The sequence below is a fragment of the Chryseobacterium sp. NG-CE01 genome (assembly GCF_055695505.1).
In genome coordinates this window covers 2,349,148-2,365,905 of sequence record NZ_CM146369.1, presented here as the reverse complement: position 1 = coordinate 2,365,905, position 16,758 = coordinate 2,349,148, and the positions used below count along the sequence as shown (strand labels likewise).

General features: G+C 36.1%; 14 protein-coding genes. 7 read left to right on the top strand and 7 right to left on the bottom strand.

Going from position 1 to position 16,758, the window contains the following annotated elements; translation table 11 throughout:
- Positions 1-110: 110 nt before the first annotated feature.
- Positions 111-335, top strand: a complete 225-nt coding sequence (locus ACYT6F_RS11235; protein ID WP_472597765.1) for a hypothetical protein — start codon at positions 111-113, stop codon at positions 333-335.
- 35 nt (positions 336-370) lie between these two features.
- On the opposite strand, the gene ACYT6F_RS11230 is transcribed toward ACYT6F_RS11235, so the two are convergent.
- The gene (locus tag ACYT6F_RS11230; RefSeq protein ID WP_472597764.1) at positions 371-1,489 is read right to left on the bottom strand and encodes a DNA polymerase III subunit; all 1,119 of its coding nucleotides are present in this window, start codon (positions 1,487-1,489) and stop codon (positions 371-373) included.
- A gap of 255 nt (positions 1,490-1,744) precedes the next feature.
- Here ACYT6F_RS11230 and ACYT6F_RS11225 point away from each other — a divergent pair, with 255 nt between their 5' ends.
- The 3 genes from ACYT6F_RS11225 to ACYT6F_RS11215 are packed head-to-tail and all read left to right on the top strand — an operon-like array spanning position 1,745 to position 4,687.
- Complete coding sequence (locus tag ACYT6F_RS11225) at positions 1,745-3,043, top strand: hypothetical protein (protein WP_472597763.1); 1,299 nt, start codon at positions 1,745-1,747, stop codon at positions 3,041-3,043.
- Between the two features lies 1 nt (position 3,044).
- On the top strand, positions 3,045-3,638 hold the full coding sequence (gene lptC, locus ACYT6F_RS11220; RefSeq protein ID WP_472597762.1) for an LPS export ABC transporter periplasmic protein LptC: 594 nt from the start codon (positions 3,045-3,047) through the stop codon (positions 3,636-3,638).
- A gap of 5 nt (positions 3,639-3,643) precedes the next feature.
- Complete coding sequence (locus tag ACYT6F_RS11215) at positions 3,644-4,687, top strand: anhydro-N-acetylmuramic acid kinase (RefSeq protein WP_472597761.1); 1,044 nt, start codon at positions 3,644-3,646, stop codon at positions 4,685-4,687.
- Positions 4,688-4,777: 90 nt separating this feature from the next.
- Here ACYT6F_RS11215 and ACYT6F_RS11210 read toward each other — a convergent pair whose 3' ends face one another.
- The 3 genes from ACYT6F_RS11210 to ACYT6F_RS11200 all read right to left on the bottom strand — a co-directional run bounded on the left by ACYT6F_RS11210 (position 4,778) and on the right by ACYT6F_RS11200 (position 8,181).
- Complete coding sequence (locus ACYT6F_RS11210; RefSeq protein ID WP_472597760.1) at positions 4,778-5,065, bottom strand: hypothetical protein; 288 nt, start codon at positions 5,063-5,065, stop codon at positions 4,778-4,780.
- Between the two features lie 633 nt (positions 5,066-5,698).
- Complete coding sequence (locus ACYT6F_RS11205; protein ID WP_472597759.1) at positions 5,699-6,193, bottom strand: hypothetical protein; 495 nt, start codon at positions 6,191-6,193, stop codon at positions 5,699-5,701.
- Positions 6,194-6,204: 11 nt separating this feature from the next.
- The gene (locus ACYT6F_RS11200; RefSeq protein WP_472597758.1) at positions 6,205-8,181 is read right to left on the bottom strand and encodes a hypothetical protein; all 1,977 of its coding nucleotides are present in this window, start codon (positions 8,179-8,181) and stop codon (positions 6,205-6,207) included.
- Between the two features lie 107 nt (positions 8,182-8,288).
- Here ACYT6F_RS11200 and ACYT6F_RS11195 point away from each other — a divergent pair, with 107 nt between their 5' ends.
- Positions 8,289-8,684 (top strand): helix-turn-helix domain-containing protein, encoded by a 396-nt coding sequence (locus ACYT6F_RS11195; protein ID WP_472597757.1) that lies wholly within the window; start codon positions 8,289-8,291, stop codon positions 8,682-8,684.
- Between the two features lie 26 nt (positions 8,685-8,710).
- On the opposite strand, the gene ACYT6F_RS11190 is transcribed toward ACYT6F_RS11195, so the two are convergent.
- Entirely contained in the window at positions 8,711-9,100 is a 390-nt protein-coding gene (locus ACYT6F_RS11190; protein ID WP_123855335.1) for an SRPBCC family protein, read from the bottom strand.
- 39 nt (positions 9,101-9,139) lie between these two features.
- On the opposite strand from ACYT6F_RS11190, the gene ACYT6F_RS11185 reads away from it, so the two are divergent.
- A complete protein-coding gene (locus ACYT6F_RS11185) occupies positions 9,140-9,751 on the top strand; it encodes an NUDIX hydrolase (RefSeq protein ID WP_472597756.1) in 612 nt (203 codons plus the stop codon).
- On the opposite strand, the gene ACYT6F_RS11180 is transcribed toward ACYT6F_RS11185, so the two are convergent.
- The gene (locus ACYT6F_RS11180) at positions 9,744-11,015 is read right to left on the bottom strand and encodes a UDP-N-acetylmuramoyl-tripeptide--D-alanyl-D-alanine ligase (RefSeq protein ID WP_472597755.1); all 1,272 of its coding nucleotides are present in this window, start codon (positions 11,013-11,015) and stop codon (positions 9,744-9,746) included. The two genes, ACYT6F_RS11185 and ACYT6F_RS11180, sit on opposite strands and share 8 nt — an antisense overlap.
- 63 nt (positions 11,016-11,078) lie before the next feature.
- Positions 11,079-12,674, bottom strand: coding sequence for a gliding motility lipoprotein GldJ (gene gldJ, locus ACYT6F_RS11175; protein ID WP_472597754.1), 1,596 nt, complete (start codon positions 12,672-12,674; stop codon positions 11,079-11,081).
- A gap of 164 nt (positions 12,675-12,838) precedes the next feature.
- Between gldJ and porU the strand changes: the two genes are divergently transcribed.
- Entirely contained in the window at positions 12,839-16,735 is a 3,897-nt protein-coding gene (gene porU / locus ACYT6F_RS11170; RefSeq protein WP_472597753.1) for a type IX secretion system sortase PorU, read from the top strand.
- Positions 16,736-16,758: the final 23 nt, after the last annotated feature.

The window sequence follows — 16,758 nt, the reverse complement described above, 5'->3', positions numbered from 1 at the left end:
TTTAATAAATCAAACGATTGATTGATTTTTATGTTAAATTTAATTTATTTTTAATATTGGTTAATCTAATACCCTGAATTTATTATATTTGAGTGTTAAAAAAATTCAAGATGAAAAAAATCATTTCAATTTTAGCTTTATTAAGTGTGTTTACTTTCAATTTTGCACAGGAAAAAGAAGGATGCTGTGCAGGCAAAGATAAAAAGCATTGTTCTGCAACAGACAAGAAAGCCAATGCCCAATATCATAAAGGATGTGAAAAAAAGGAATCAACGGCACAGAATAATGCCAAAGCAAAGAATACTAAAGAGAAAAAAGCAAAGAAAACCGCTTAACTGTAAAAGTAAATCCGACCTTAAAGTCGGATTTTTTATGCGTTTTTATGAATATACCGTGATAATTTTATTCCCAGATCGGTCCACACGATTTTCGGGTTTCCGTTTCGGGTAAGGTGAAGATCAGCAGTACTTATTTCTTCCAGGATACTTTCGATATTAGCACCGCTGATAAATTTTGAAAATCCGAGCCAGTTAAAGCCATTGGCATCAATTTTTTTGTATACCAGATCCTCCGACTGGTAATTCTGCAACAGGGCAAGTCTGAAAATTTCTGAACAGTAATTGAGAAAATTCTTTTGTTTTTCCCGGTTCCAGCCGGCAATTTCCCTGGCCCACAAAATAATACTTTTCAGGAATTCCGGTTTTTTCTTAACCATAAAAGCATCCCTTACCCACTGAATAAAAAGCTTTTCAAACTCATCACTCTTATTTTCCGACTGCATCAGCTTCAGGGCTGCATTAAGATCTCCCTGTGCCTGATGGATAATCTCCCCTGTTTTATCCTGAGAAACATTGAAATTTGTTTTCAGATATGCTTCGAGATCTTCATCATTGATTCTCGGAACTTCCACAATCTGGGTTCTGGAAAGAATGGTCGGAAGAATATCATTGGTGCTTTCTGCGGTAAGAATAATAACTGTTTTTGCAGGAGGTTCTTCTAAAAACTTCAGGAATTTGTTGGCTGCCGCAACATTCATCTTATCAGCACGCCAGACAATGAGAATTTTGGTTCCTCCTTCGAAACTTTTTAACGAAAATTTCTGGTTCTGGTCATCAACTTCATCAGCAGAAATAAAAAGCTGCTTATTTTCCGATTCCAGAAAGGCAGTCCAGTCATCATAGCTCGAATACGGAGAATGCATGATCATCTCCCGGAATTCTTCAAATTTATTTTTGCTTAAAGAATTTCTGTTATCGGTAAAAACAGGAAAGCTGAAATGAAGATCTAGGTGGTTGAGATGTTCTACTTTTGAAGCAGCATGCTCATTTTCACTGCTTAAAATCTCTTTTGCATATGCAAGAGCCATGGGCAATGTTCCGTACCCCTCTTTCCCTACGAAAAGCTGGGCATGGCTTACTCTGTTTTCGGCAATACTTTCTCTCAGAAGTTTTTTCAGATTTTCCTGTCCGGCAATGTTCTCCCAATTCATGGCTCAAAGATAAAGAAATTTGTAATTTCCAGAGGTGGTTTTTACTTCGTAGGTGAATTTTGCGTTACAGATCAACTGTGAATTTTATCATGTAATATTTAGATAATGTATAAAAAATATTCAAGCAAAGCGACTTTACGCTTAGGAATTCACCTTAATTATGTCTATTAATCGTCCTTAACAAACTTTAACCTCTTATAATTTTTACAATTCATTAATATTTAAGATATTTGCGCATTATTTTAAAAATAAAGAATGAAAAAAATCTTTGTACTATCATTAATATCAGTCGGCTATTTCCTAAACGCGCAGAATCTGAGTAATTCACCTTATGCGACGTATGGAATCGGAGATGTAAAATATGATAATACGATCGAAACGTCCTCTATGGGAGGTATATCTACTGCTTTTATAAGCGATTTTACCAGTAATTTTAACTTTGCAAACCCTGCAAACAATGCTAATTTCGAGCTGACCAGTATCAAGCTGGAAGCTACCAACGAAAACAATTACTTCAAAACAGATTATAACAATACGAAGTCTACCAAACATTCTACGTATTTATCTAATATTTCATTGGCTTTCCCATTATCTCCGAAACTGAAGATGGGGCTTTCTTACCAGCCGTATAGTTCTAAGAGTTATGAAATCGTGCATATTGATGATATTGCCGACGCAAATGGTGTAGTATATGCTAGAAGAGCCAACAGATTTAAAGGAAGCGGAACGTTGAATACCGCTCAGATCGCATTAGGCTATAAAGTTAATGACAAATTTGCAGTAGGAGCCAGAGCTAATTATTACTTTGGGAATTTGTATGACATGAATGAACTTACTTATTCAAATGCAGAGCTTATCAATGGTTACGAAACCAAGAACAGCATCAAAAACTTCAACTTTACGCTGGGAGCAAGCTACCAGAACCTAAATACGAGTACCGACAGAAAGCTTACAATTGGTGCAACTACTACTTTTGGTAATACCAGTAACATGACCACCGATTATGTAAACAGCACATATTTCTATTCTGATGCCGGGCAAACTGTAAAAGCCAATGAAAGTATTATCGAGAAAAGAAGTACGGATTCTAAAAACCTGATGCCTCTTCAGGCTTCTGTAGGGGTTGGATATGGTGAAGAGAACAAATGGTTCTTATCTCTTCAGGGAGATTATAAAAAAGGAGAAAGCATTGCTTATTTCGGGCAGTCCCTGGATCTTCAGGATTCTTACAGAATTTCTGCCGGAGGTTGGTATTTACCTAATTACAATAACTTCAGAAGTTATTTTTCAAGAATCGTATACCGTTACGGAGCTTTTTATGAAAAGGGAAGCTTGCAGATTGCGGGACAGAATATTAACAAATTCGGGGTTTCAGGAGGGGTTCTTCTACCATTCAAAAACAGCAGCATAACAAGAATGAGCGGTCTTGAAATTGGCCTTGAGGTAGGAAAGAGAGGAACACTTAAAAACAACCTCATTAACCAGAATTATATCAACCTTAAAGTTGGATTCAATTTTGCAGATAAATGGTTCAGAAAGACTCTATACAACTAACATGAAGTTCTTCAGAAACATATCATATAAAAAAAATATAGCATACCTTTTTAGTTGTGCTATATTTTTTATGGTGACATCATGTGAAGAAGATCTTACCAATAATAAAGGTAAAAACAATAAAAACTTTGCATCACAAATCATTAATAACGCCAATATCATCCAGCGGGATTCAGGTTTCGTGACCATGCGCGCGAAGGCTCCGATCATTGAAAAATATGAGCTTATCGACAGTCCTTATACCGTGGCAAGAAAAGGAATTGACATTCTCTTTTTCGATAAAAAGAAGCCTAAAACCCCGGGGACGATTAAAGCCAAATATGCCAAGTTCTACGATTACAAACAATTCTACGAGGCAAGAGGTGATGTAAGAATTACAACGAACGAAAATGACCGGTTTGCCATGCAGACTGTATTCTGGGATCAGCGCAAGAAAAGAATTTATACCCGCGATACGGTTTATGTGACCATGAAAGACGGATCTACACTTATCGGAGCACATGGGATGACGGCGAAAGATGATTTTTCCGAGTACGTATTTTATCAGAACTCGGGAGATTTTACAACCGATAAACTTTCTGAAAATCAAAAATAGCCTATATGACCTGGCATGCGATAGGATTAATGTCCGGAACAAGCTTAGACGGCCTGGATATTTGTTTTGTAAGATTTGAAAAGGTAGATTCCTGGAGTTTTGAAATTATTAAGGCTGAAACGGTTTCTTATTCTGAAAACCTTTACTATGACTTAAAGCATGCGATAGACTTTTCCGCAGAACAGCTGCTGGAATTACATTCTGCATACGGATTTTTTTTAGGACAAACCGTAAAAAGCTTTATTGAAAAACATAAACTGAAAAATATAGATCTCATTGCTTCGCATGGTCACACCGTTTATCACCAACCCGAAAAAAAATTCACCCTTCAAATCGGTGATGGCAGAGTCATAAAGTTAGAAACCGGACTTTCTGTTGTCTATGATTTCCGGAGCCAGGATGTTTTAATGGGTGGCAATGGAGCACCTCTAGTACCGATTGGTGATCAGCTTCTTTTTTCAGAATATGATGCCTGTCTTAATCTTGGCGGTTTTTCAAATATTTCATTACAATCCGAAGGCAAAAGAATTGCTTTCGACATTGCACCGGTAAATATTATCCTTAATAAACTGGCTCAACATTTCGATAAAGAGTTTGATGAAAACGGATCTCTGGCCAGAAATGGAAATATTAATAGAAATCTTCTTTATGAATTAAACTCATTACCTTTTTATCATCAGCCAAATCCAAAATCTTTGGGCGTCGAATGGTGTAACCAAAATATATTTCCATTGCTTGAAAAAGCAGACCGTTTTGATGCATTAGCAACATTTACAGAACATGCAGCCCACCAAATTGCTGAGGTCATCAATAAAAACCGGCTGAAAAATATCCTTTTTACCGGTGGCGGAACATATAATCAATATTTAATTGAAAAAATCCGGTCTAAAACAGAGGCAGAAATTATTATCCCGGGAAAAGAAATCATCGATTTCAAAGAAGCGTTGATCTTTGCGTTGATGGGGGTTCTCCGGCTAAACAATAGTATTAATGTACTGTCCTCAGCAACCGGAAGCCCGTACGATCACAGTTCGGGAATTATTGCATAAAATTTATTAAAAAAATGAAAAGTGGATATTCCGTCAAAACAACATATATCCACTTTATTCTGTAATGCATCTATTGTTAAATGAAACTATTCAATAGGCATTCCTAATTTTATAATAGGTATTGTTAATAAAAAAATAGCCTCCTCCCAAAGAATAATTCTTTAATTTTTTAAATAGTTCTCTTATTGAATAAAAATTAAGTGGTTTTTGCGGCTTGTCTTTTATCTTTTTTATTGAAAAGTAATATACTTCTTTTTTACATTTATCACCAATTTCTAAGCCTCCAGCCAAAATCTGGGGTTTGTAACAGTTTTGTTTATTATATTTTATATTATCCTTATTGTAAATCACAGGATTATACTCATCCTTATAAAACATAAGACCATCTTCTTTAAATTCTTCCTTTTTAATTAATTTAAAAGTGTCTTTTTTTCTATTTTTATAATCTGAGAGTTAATTAATGAAAAGGTCAATAATAGATACTGTAATAATAATTTTTGTCTCATAATTCCCATAACCAATATTTTGTATTCCAAGTGCTAATATATAAATCTCTTTCAGATTATTGCAACAAATTCCAAGCAATAGTACCCTGTAGTCCCATCCAAACTATAGTTTTATATTCAATTCCTGTGATATTGTTCCTTTCAATTTCATTTTTTTAATTTTCTGAAACTATTTCTTTATCTTCACTAAAAGCGAAGCAAGAATTAGTTCAAATTCATTTCCGAATTAAAAAGATATTCTGTGATCAAACATTACAGGATATTTCATTTCATGATGAAACTTTAAAGATGTATATATAGACAAAAAATAATGCGAACAACAAAAGCATTCCCAAAAGAAAATAAGCAAGGGATTTATCACCTTTTATATATTGTCTAATTGAAATAATGATTGTTGATAAAAGAATAAAGGCAATACCAAAAACTATAATTGATATGATAATAATTAAAAGTAAAAATAATACGACCATAGCTATTTATTTAAAAACTGAAATCGGTAGTTTACTTATTTTATTTTTATATAACGTAAATAATCCCCCTCTCTATATTTCATATTATTTTCTTTAGTTGCAGGAATAAACGGAGTATATACATATAGAGCAATTACACTGTCTTTCCTGCGATAGTAAATATCAATTCCACCCCAACCATTAAATTTACCATCTCTTAGTTGTAGATACATAAGAGACTCTTTAAAGTTATTCCTGTATAATAACTTTCCTTTAAATTTCTTTAACAGTAAACTATCATTCTTATAATCTAAATAATTTTCAGCAATAAAAGTAGAGTCTTTTTTGATTGTTATTTTCATGCTATCATCATACTTTACCTTATATCTTAGCTTTGAGTCCTTATCTAAATTATACTCTCCTACAAGATTTTCAAATGGAAATTCTTTTTTGGGATCTAACTGTACAAACTCTTCGTTGAATACTGCTCTTGGACCGTCCTGACAGCTCATAAGCAATATTGACAATATTATTAATAGTATTTTTTTCATTTTTTTATGATTTAAGGCACTGTTACTATTTCATACCATCCGAATGTTTCAGCAATAGTTCCTCCCAGATGCACACCTGTACCTCTTGGCTGATCATTCACAACACTATCATCTGTAGGGTTACCATTATAGTCGTTCAATCCTCTGGTTCCCGATTGCCATCCTGTTTTATTCTTGACAATAAATGTTAACTTATACTGATTGTTTCCTAATGGAGTAATATATACAATAGGCTGATAAGAACCTATGCAAAATTGCATCCCGTCCAGTTTTGTAACAGTATCAACAGTAGCATCAGAACCAAAAATCCAATTTTTTTCAATTGGTATGTAAATTCCAATTTTAATTTTATCAATAGCTTCTTTTCTAATACCAGCAACTGAATTAGGATCCGGAATACCATTCTTAATTTTATGTGCAGCAAGATATCTCATAGGCAACACATTTGGTGCAGGCTGCCCGCTAATCGTATAATCAGATCCTGAAAAGCCTATGGTTGGAAGAGCTCCGTATCCTGCAGAATCATTCACTGGGAAATCTCCTATTTCAAATAGCCAGCATAATAAAACATCTGTCCATTTCATATAATGAGGATTCGTGATAACGGGAACTTCTACCATAACTCCAAGCTTCATAAATTCGATAAAATCATTAACTTTTTGTAATGAATCAGGATTAGATTTAAAATATTTGTTTGCATGTTCATAGATAATCCGTCCATATTCTACAGCCTTAGGAGCATTACTTTTAATAAGGTAAATCATATAATCTTTTGCAGCTTTCCATATTGGGTTCTGCACATTAATTTGGCTTATGGTATTATTTCGTTCCGCTATTATTAATTCTGTAAATATAGGTGCAAGTTTGTTTGCCATTTCTGCTTGATCAGCTTTTGTGTAATCTGCACCTTGTAAATTAATTTTCTCTATATCATTCGGATATATAGAAAAATAAGAATTGTATTGAGGATTCTGCATAAAGAAATTACTTCCCCAAGTCAAAAAGCTCTTAATAGAGGTTGTTAATTCATCAACAGGCGTGGTAGATAGATTTTCGTTAAAATGATCAATTGCCCAGTTAAGCAGATTTGCTTTTTGCGGTGAACCAGACGGAGAGGCAGATAGCAGTTGGTTGATAACATAATCATCTTCCCATACCGTAAGATATAAATGGAAAAGCTTCGTTTTCAGTTCCGTAGAAAATCCATAAGAATTCAGGTTAAAGCTACTCACAAAAGCAGCGTATTTCTGTATCATCATCGCCTGCTCGTCTGCCATCGGCAGGTTGGTCTGAAATCCGGATTCATTACTTCCTCCGTCGCCAATACCAATAGTTCCACCGTTGGTGGGATAATCAGGGCCTCCAGCTGTAGTGTCATCGCACCAGATGGAAGTCGTATTCCAGTGCCAACAGTCTCCGCAGTCTCCATCGTTAGGGTCGGTATGTCCTGCCCAACAGTGAAAAGCAGGAGTTGCTGAAAAGCCACAGATATATGCCCTTGCGCTTTCTGAAGAAGGGTATACTCGTGTAATATTTCCGTTGAATGGAGCACTGGGTTTAGTTTGAAGGGAAGAAAGCCAACCCGCAGGAACAGTATATTTATAAACACTTTTCTGCCACACATTATCCACCTTTACAAAAGCCATATTGTAGAAAATTTCATTGCCGTTTTCTATTTCTACGATGCTTCCGTTTTTAGGATGAACAATAAAGGAAAAGGCTGTTATCTGCTGGTTCTTTATGGTTTCAAGTATTCTGTCTGTGTTGATCTCAAAGTCTTCCGGGGAAGATTTTCCTTTGGCGGAAGAGATGTCTTTGTAAAGTTCTTCTTTGGATATTCCTGTTACCCGTAAAAATTTGTTGAGGGATGCGTAATTTTTGGAAGAATGTGCTGTGGATTTATCCTGGGTGTCTGCAAGGTTTTCGCTTCGACATCCGGACAGGAAGAAAACTAATGCTACAAGCATTAGGAAATAAGTTTTTTTCATCGTTTGTTGATTAATTATTTATGCAATAATAATATTTTTTTTCTAATAGAAACAAAACTTTTCCAAAAAAAATATTACTTTTGACTTTAAAAATACAACTTATAGTTATGGACAAAATGGAAGTTATTATAGACAAAATAAAAGAATACCGCAAAAAGAAAGGGTTTTCCCACGAAAATATGGCCGATGAATTAAACATTAGCCAGGCTGCTTATAGCAAAATAGAAAAAAATGAAACAAAACTTACCGTAGACAGATTGTATCAGATTGCTGAAATTCTTGAAACTCCTGTTTATGATCTGCTGGATGTTACACCTAATAATATTTACAATCAGCAAAACTTTTATGATACATCTATAGGACATCAAGAAGTTCAAAATCTTTATCAAGAAAATAAAGATAAGACTGAAAAGATTGAGAGTTTGTATGAAGAAAGACTAAAAGATAAGGACAAAATGATTGAACAATTGCAAAGCGTTATTAATACTTTAAACACAAAATAAAAGTCCCGATTATTCAGGACTTTTTATTATTTATAAGCTTCAATCTTATCAGTAAGGGTGTTGATAAAGTTCTGCAGAGGCTTTTCCACCATCATTTTGATAAACGGATTAAACTTTCCTTCAAACAACATCTGTACTTCTGTCTGATTTTCATTAAGAGGATGCAAAGCAGCAGTCAGTGAAAAATCAAGGCTGGAACTTGCAGACTTCAAAACTGCCTTTTCATCGGTTACTTCGTCAATTTTCAGGGCAATTTCCGGCATCCCCTGCAATCCGAATTTAAATCCGTCTTCTCTCGTTTCAAACTTCTGTAAACCATCCGGCATGAAATCTTTGTAATTTTCAGGAGATTTCAGTATTTCTACCAGGTCTTTAGATGATTTATTCACAATAATCTTTCGTCCTTCTAAATTCATTTTTTATTTTTGTATTAAATTCTTAATTCTTACAAATATATGTATAAAGTTTTTGTGAACGAAAAAAAATTACTGTTGTCTAAGCAATCCGGAAACTTAGAAAAAACGCTTGGATATGAAAACGTCACAAGCCTTGAGATCGCTCTTGATCTTCTTGAAAATACATCTGTAAAAGAATTAAATGTTTTCGGAGAGAATATCGATGAGATATGGCAGGAGTTTCAGAAACTTTTCAGAATTATAGAAGCGGCCGGCGGTATTGTAAGTAATCCCAATGGAGATATTCTTTTTATCAAAAGACTTGGAAAATGGGACCTCCCGAAGGGAAAAATGGAAAAAGGAGAATCCCGTGAAGAATCTGCCGTAAGAGAAATTGAAGAAGAAACAGGATTGCAGAATGTAGAACTGCTAAGCTTCATCAACACTACTTATCATATTTATATTGAAAGAAACGGTGACAAAGTACTGAAATGCACCCATTGGTTCGAAATGAAATTTGATGGTGAAGATACTTCAAAACCACAGATTGAAGAAGGGATTACGGAAGTTGCCTGGAAAAACACTCTTCAGATTGAAGAAGAAGTCTTTCCAAGCACCTTCAAAAATATCAGACTCATCATCCGAGAATTCTGGAATAAAAAACTTAAATAAAATCTATTGCTTTTTCCAGAGCAATACCTCTTGAACCTTTCAGCAGGATATTTTTGGATGGTATTTTATGTACTTTAAGATATTCGGTTAGGGATGCTGTATCGTCAAAACTTAACTGCGAATGGTTTACTGTTTTGAAAATTTTGCCAACGGTGATGATTTCATCAAAACCTAACTTCTGGGCAAGTGCTAGAATATCAAGGTGTTCTTTTTCGCTTTCATCACCAAGCTCCAGCATGTCGCCAATGATGATTGTTTTTGAACCTTCAAATGTAACAAAGTTTTTGATGGAAGCAGCCATTGAGCTCGGATTTGCATTATAGGTATCTAAAACCAATGTTTTATCACCTTTTTCCACGATCTGAGATCGCATGTTGTTGGGCGTATAATTTTCAATAGCGTGAATGATATTCTTAAGATCAATTCCGAAGTGAAGGCCAAGGCTTGCCGCTGCGCACAGGTTCGTAAAATTATATTCACCTGTAAGTTTTGAAACGGCTTTTTGATCGTTATACTTCAGTCCTACAAAATGTTGTTCCGAAAACAATTCAAACTGATAATCTGATCCTGTATTTCCGAAAGTAATTGTAGGCGAATAATCCTTAGTTTTTTCAACCTGAATAGGATCATTTTCATTAACAACAATTGTCTTGTGGTTATATTTAAGATAATCGTACAGTTCAGACTTTCCTTTGATAACGCCTTCCACTCCACCGAATCCATCCAGATGCGCCTTTCCAAAATTGGTTATATATCCGAAATCAGGCAGGGAGATCGTGCAGAGAAACTCAATTTCTTTCTGATGATTGGCTCCCATCTCAATTACTGCCATCTCATGTTCCGGTTTAATAGAAAGTATGGTTAAAGGTACCCCGATATGGTTATTCAGATTGCCGCGGGTATACTGAACGTTGAATTTCTCAGAAAGTACGGCATGGATAATTTCTTTCGTAGTGGTCTTTCCATTACTGCCGGTTAAGCCGATGACAGGAATCTGAAGCTTTTTTCTATGGTATATGGCGAGTTCCTGTAAAAATTCCAACGTTGAAGGAACATAGAAAATATTCTTTTCTATATTTTCATACGCCTGTTGTTCTACAATCACAGCCAATGCTCCCTTGCCCACTGCCTGCTCAGCCAAAGTAGCCGCATTGAAATTTTCTCCTGAAAAGGCAAAGAAAATATCATTCTTTCCGATTTTTCTGCTGTCGATAACAACTTGTGCAGCTTGTAAAAACAAAGGATAAAACTGTTCTGTATTCATGGTTCAAAAATAAAAAACCTTCCAGAATTCCGGAAGGTTTTTTGAAAATTATTTTGATAAATATTATCTTCTTGTTCTACTCTTATCGTTTGCTCTCGCATCCTGAGCTACACGGAATCCAATCCATCCGTATGCTTTATTTTCATTTTTATATCTTCTTTGTCCCGGATCCAGCCAATAAGCCGTATCCTGCCAAGAACCTCCTTTTACAACTCTGATATCGTTTGAAATTCCAGAAGTTCTTTCTTTTCTGTCTTTCTGTAATATAACTCTACCATTACCATCTACAATAAATTTTGATTTAGGAGAATTGTACATGTCGTATGCAGAAGCAGAATCAGAAGCACTTCTGTAATCTAAAGAAGACATTCTGTCGCCATCTCTGAAGTTTCTGTAATCAGCAATCGTTTCTCTTTCAAAATGACCCGGCAGGTTTTTGTAAACCAATCTTCCGTCAGCTAAGGTATCGTATTTAATGCTGTTTTCATCTACCATCTTATACGTCCCGTCTCCGTTTCTTACGATAGCCTGAGGCATATTACCTCTGTAATAGTTGAAATCGCTGAAATCTTCATCAATGATCGGTCTGTATACATCAGCCGTCCATTCTGCAACGTTTCCGTACATACCATAGATTCCAAGATCATTGGAAGGAAACTGTCTAACGTCAGATGTCTGTGCAGATCCATCATTTTTCCAGCCTGGAATACCGGAGTAATCACCAGCACCCATTTTGAAGTTTTCAAGGAACATTCCTCTTTCTCTTCCTTTGGTACCTCTTAATTTTTCAATCTGAGGTGTTTTACCCATATATTGGTTGTACTCTCTGTTCTTAGCCAATCCTAAAGCTGCGTATTCCCATTCTACTTCTGTAGGAAGTCTGAATTTCGTTACCATAGCAGCATTCGGAGCTCTGTTTGCAGCAAGCAATCTCTGGTTGGTTGTTTTCAAACCTGTTTTCTGCTGCATTCTTTTTTCGTTGATATACCCCTGCATTTCAGGATCATTCGATTTGAACTTATCCATATTGAAAGCAGTTCCGCCCTGGTTATTCGATTCGTTGATGTACAAATCTTTAGCGATAATACCGGCCTGCATCAAAGCTTTTTCATTAGCTCTGTCAGACAACCATTCGCAATATCTGTTAGCCTGAGTCCAGGATACTCCCACTACTGGGTAGTAATCAAACTCCGGAGAACGGAAATACGTCTCGTTGTAATCATTTCTAGATAATTTGTTGTCCCACAATAAGGTATCCGGCAAAGCACCGTTATAGATTTCCTTAAAGCTGGGATCACTTGGAGGGAATACATACTTCAACCATGTAAGGTATTCGCGGTATTCGTAGTTAGTAATTTCAGTTTCCCCGATAAAGAACGAACTTACCTGCATTCTGCGTGGTGAGTTATTCCAATCGTGCATAACATCATCTTTCACTAATCCCATTGTAAAAGTTCCACCTTCTACATATACCATTCCCGGCCAACCTTTCTGCTTTTGTTGCTTTCCTGCAAAAAACCAACCTTGTTTTTCGTTTGGTTTCCAACCTGTTTTGCTGACAAACTTTTTAGTACCGCCGCCATTATTAGATCCTCCGCAACTGGTTAATGCAAGTGTAGAACTTAATGCTATTAATGAAAACAACTTTAGTTTTTTCATAGTCGATATAAATATTTTCAAAGTACAAAGAAAAAATAAATTATTCAATAAATCAAGTAAAGAGTTGATTTTTTTGAAAAACGTTAACAAATTAATTTTATTGTATCACAATTTAATTATAAAATTTTCATTTATTTTGTAATTCAGAAATTTCAATAATAAATATGAAACAAAAAATTTCTCTTTTATTTTTATTAAGCTTTGTATCGACACTCTGGGCCCAGAGAATTTCCATAGAATGGGACGGCTCTAAGATCCGGGATTATGGTGACACAAAACTCAATCTTCCCAATTTTAAAAATCTGGGATTTTCATTCAGCCAAAATAACATTTTTATAACAACCAAACAACAGGTTGGCGAAAAGCAGCTAAAAGTTTCTAATCCTGTTTGGGAAAGCATCTCTGCAAAAGATTTATTTGAATTAAGCAAAGATCTCCTTCCCGACTACGAAATTAAAGATGTTACCTATTACAATTATGAAGGAGAGCGCTATGCAGGCATTAACGTGGCTTTATTTAAGAAAGAGAAAGGGCGGATACAGAGATTGTCTTCATTTGAAATTTCTGAAACCAGTGCACCCAACAGTTTCGGAAGTACATTAAAAGTAGGATCTACTGCCAATCCTTTATCAACAGGGAATTTTTATAAAATCAAAGTTGATAAATCCGGTATTTTCAAGATTACGAAACAGTTTCTGCAGGACAACGGGATCAATCCGTCATCTGTAAATCCCAAAAACTTCAGAATCTACGGAAACGGAGGCATCATGCTTCCTGAATTTAATCAGGATGTGAAATATAGTGCACTTCAGGAAAATGCGATCCAGGTAATCGGCGAAGATGACGGCGTGTGGAATGATAATGATTATGCACTGTTTTATGCCCAAGGTCCGGATGGATATAATCTTTACAACACCTCCAACGGAAACGGATTTAAAAGAACCGATACCAGAAGTGACAGAAGCGAGAATGTAAAAAACATTTACGAAGACTTTTCTTATTATTATATCAACTTTGACAAAGGTCCCGGAAAAAGAGTTGCAACGGTAGATGTCAATCTGCCTGCTACCCCACTTATTACAAGGTTTGATAACTACCAGGTCATTAATAAAGACCAAAAAAACCTGATGAAGGTAGGAAGATTGTGGGTGGAAGACACTCCTTTTACTACTGATAAGGCAGTAACTTTTACGACCGCATCAGCCGTTCAGGGTGGTGACGTGATACAATACAGAGTCCAAGTAATCGGATACAAGTCGCAGCAAAACAGCATGTCATTTGATATTAATACGCAAAATCCTGTAACAGCTGTTATTCCTGCCGCAAATTCCGGAGGAACCAATGAGTTTTTCCCGCTAAGATATTCCGGGACGATTTCAGGATTAAGCGGAAACCAGATTACATTCAACTTAAAACCTAACATTACGGTTAATCCCAACGGAAATTTTTATGTAGATTATCTGGAGGTACAATATAAAGACAATCTGAACTTCAACGGAACGCAAATGAACTTCAGAGACTTTTCACTGGTAAGCGGAAGCAATACTACGTACGGCTTCAGTGTATCCAATGCCTCTTCTGCAGAGCAGATCTGGGACGTAACAGACATTACCAATGCCAACAGAAGGGTAAATAAAGCGGCCGGCAATACAACATTTAATTTTGCATATACTGCAGCAGATCAGAATTTCAATAATGAGTTTGTAGCTTTCAGAGCCGATGCTGCGTATGCTCCCCAGTTTGTAGGGCGTATTAATAACCAAAATCTTTCTGCTCTTCAAAATGTAGATTATCTTATTATTACAGTTCCGGAAATGATGGGACAGGCGCAGAGACTTGCCAATTACCATCAGACGACCAACAATTATAATGTTCAGATTGTAGACACCGATAAGATATTCAATGAATTCGGAAGCGGAAGCAGAGATCTTACAGCAATCAGAGACTTTGTAACAAAACTGAATACTCCTTTAGGCACATTGAAATATGTATTCATTTTAGGAGATACATCTTATGATTTTAAAAACAGAATCTCCAACAACTCTAATGTTGTGATAAGCTATCAGAGTGAGGAATCTTCTGATGTGATAAGATCTTTCGTGACAGACGATTATATTGTCATGACAAAGCCTCAGACTACAGAATTTATCACCAATAACCTGCCGGATCTTCCTGTCGGAAGAATTCCTGCCGCCAATGTGACGGAAGCAGCAAATATGATGGACAAAACCCTGGCCTATTACAACAGCTTGTCGGGGCAGTCAAGTCCATTCGGAGAATGGAAAATGAAGCTTGATTTCATTGTAGATGATGATAATGATGGCGGAACACCTTTCCATACGGTAATGAATAATTCTTTGGCAACTGTTTTTGAACAGCCTTCCTCAGTGCTTAAAGAATACAATGTGAGAAAATTGTATCTGGATGCTTTTCAGGCACAGAGTACAGCGGGCGGACAAAGATATCCTCAAGTAAACCAGGCTATTTCGAATGATATCGGAAACAGCTTGTATATGTTCTATTTCGGGCATGGAGGAATCAACGGATGGGCTCAGGAAAGAGTTTTAACCTTATCTGAAGTTCAGAATGCCAACAATTTCTCCAATGTATACAGCAGATTTCCTTTCGTATCGACTATTACCTGCGAATTTACGCTTTGGGATGAACCTGATACATCTTCGGCAGGAGAACAGTTCCTGAAAATGAAACAGGGGGGTCCCGCAACCATGATTACTTCAAGCCGCGCTATTGATGTAGGATACGGGGTAGATTTTACCAATCTTTATACCCAGAATATTTTTAAGCTGAATAATGATGATTTTCAGACCTTGGGAATCGCCCATCTGAATGCCAAGAAGCAAAAGGGTGCGGCCACAGATCATCTTAAAGTTAATTTCCTCGGAGATCCTGCGATGAAACTGAGCAGACCAAAAAGATTACTGATTATTGATAATATCGAAACACCTGTTCCGGGACTCATCAGAGGATTGGATTTTGTGAAAGTAAAGGGACACATCAATAACCCTAACGGAACCATTAATACAACCTTCAACGGACGCGTTGTCATCAACATTTTTGATAAAAGATTAAATAAGAACACATTAAATAATGACGGCGTACTTACTCCTGTTCTACAATATACAGAGGAAGGGAGTGCCATTGTAAAAGCTTCAGGAACTGCAGTAAATGGTGTATTCACGGTAGAATTTTATGTACCGAAAGATATTAATTATGCTGTAGGTCAGGGAAGAATTCTAGGCTACGCAGATAATAAAGCAAGTGACGTATTCAATAATCAGGCAGTCCAGGTGGGAGATATCAATCCGAACGGGATTAATGATAATGAGCCGCCAAAAGTAAAATTGTATATGAACAACACCAACTTTGCCGATGGTGGTATTACAGATCAGAATCCTATGCTCCTGGCTTGTATTACGGATGACACAGGAATAAATTCTACGGGATCTGGTATCGGTCATGATATTACTGTATATTTGGACGGCCAAATTATCAATACCGTTGTTCTGAATGACTTTTTTGCTTCAGGAGAAGGAAACGGCTGCCTTAACCCAACTTTGGCAGACTACCAAAAAGGGAATGTAACCTACCCTTTCAGGAATCTTTCAATAGGACAGCATCAACTGACATTTAAAGTTTGGGATATAAACAATAATTCTACAACTGCAACGTTAAATTTTGAAGTTAAGGATGAAGCCGACCAGCACCTGATAATCAACAGACCGTTAAACTGGCCAAATCCTTTTACCAACAAAACGTATATTCAGTTTGAACATAATTGTGACGATATTTTAGAGGTAAATGTTCAGATCTATACCATTACCGGAAAACTGGTAAGAACTTTATCCCAGCCTGTGGTTGCAGAACCCTTTCTACAGGGCTTTAGAACGCCACGTCAGGCTATAGAATGGGACGGAAGAGATGATTTTGGTGCCACAGTAGCAAAAGGTACGTATATTTTTAAGATATTTGCAAAAAGTCAGAATCAAGAAAAATGCAAAGGAAGTGCTACAGCTGTAGAAAAAATGGTACTTTTGAAATAAATTTAAAACATTAACAATAACAA